The sequence below is a fragment of the candidate division WOR-3 bacterium genome, assembly GCA_026418155.1.
GTDB lineage: Bacteria > Hydrothermota > Tepidihabitantia > Tepidihabitantales > CAIPLT01 > JAOABV01.
The window spans coordinates 248-808 of the sequence record JAOABV010000097.1; the positions used below are offsets into that span (position 1 = coordinate 248).

At 21.4% G+C, this 561-nt stretch carries 1 protein-coding gene; it reads right to left on the bottom strand.

Annotated features, from left to right (window positions below; all coding sequences use genetic code 11):
- Positions 1-27: 27 nt before the first annotated feature.
- On the bottom strand, positions 28-561 hold a 534-nt coding region (locus N2201_07465), incomplete at its 5' end, for a hypothetical protein (GenBank protein ID MCX7786036.1).

Consider the following 561-nt stretch of genomic DNA (forward strand, 5'->3'; position numbering starts at 1 on the left):
GATAATTCTTCTTTAGTATAATTCATATTAATTTCCTAGATAAGATTTAAATTTTTCTTTAAATGCTTCGGATAAAATTTGATATTTTTTAATAGCTTTCCAATCTACTTTATCTTTAAATTTTTCTATAAAACATTCGGATAGATTTTGATGTATACTAATTTCATACCAATCCACCATATCTTTAAATTTTTCTATAAATATTTCGGATAATTTTTGGTGTTTACTAATTTTATTCCAAGCTACTTTATTTTTAAATTTTTCTATAAATTTTTCGGATAGGTCTTGATTAGCGCTAATTTCAATCCAATCTATTTTATCTTGAAATTTTTCTATAAATTTTTCAGATAATTTTTGGTGTTTACTAATTTTATTCCAAGCTACTTTATTTTTAAATTTTTCTATAAATTTTTCGGATAGGTCTTGATTAGCGCTAATTTCAATCCAATCTATTTTATCTTGAAATTTTTCTATAAATTTTTCAGATAATTTTTGGTGTTTACTAATTTTATTCCAAGCTACTTTATTTTTAAATTTTTCTATAAATTTTTCGGATAGGTC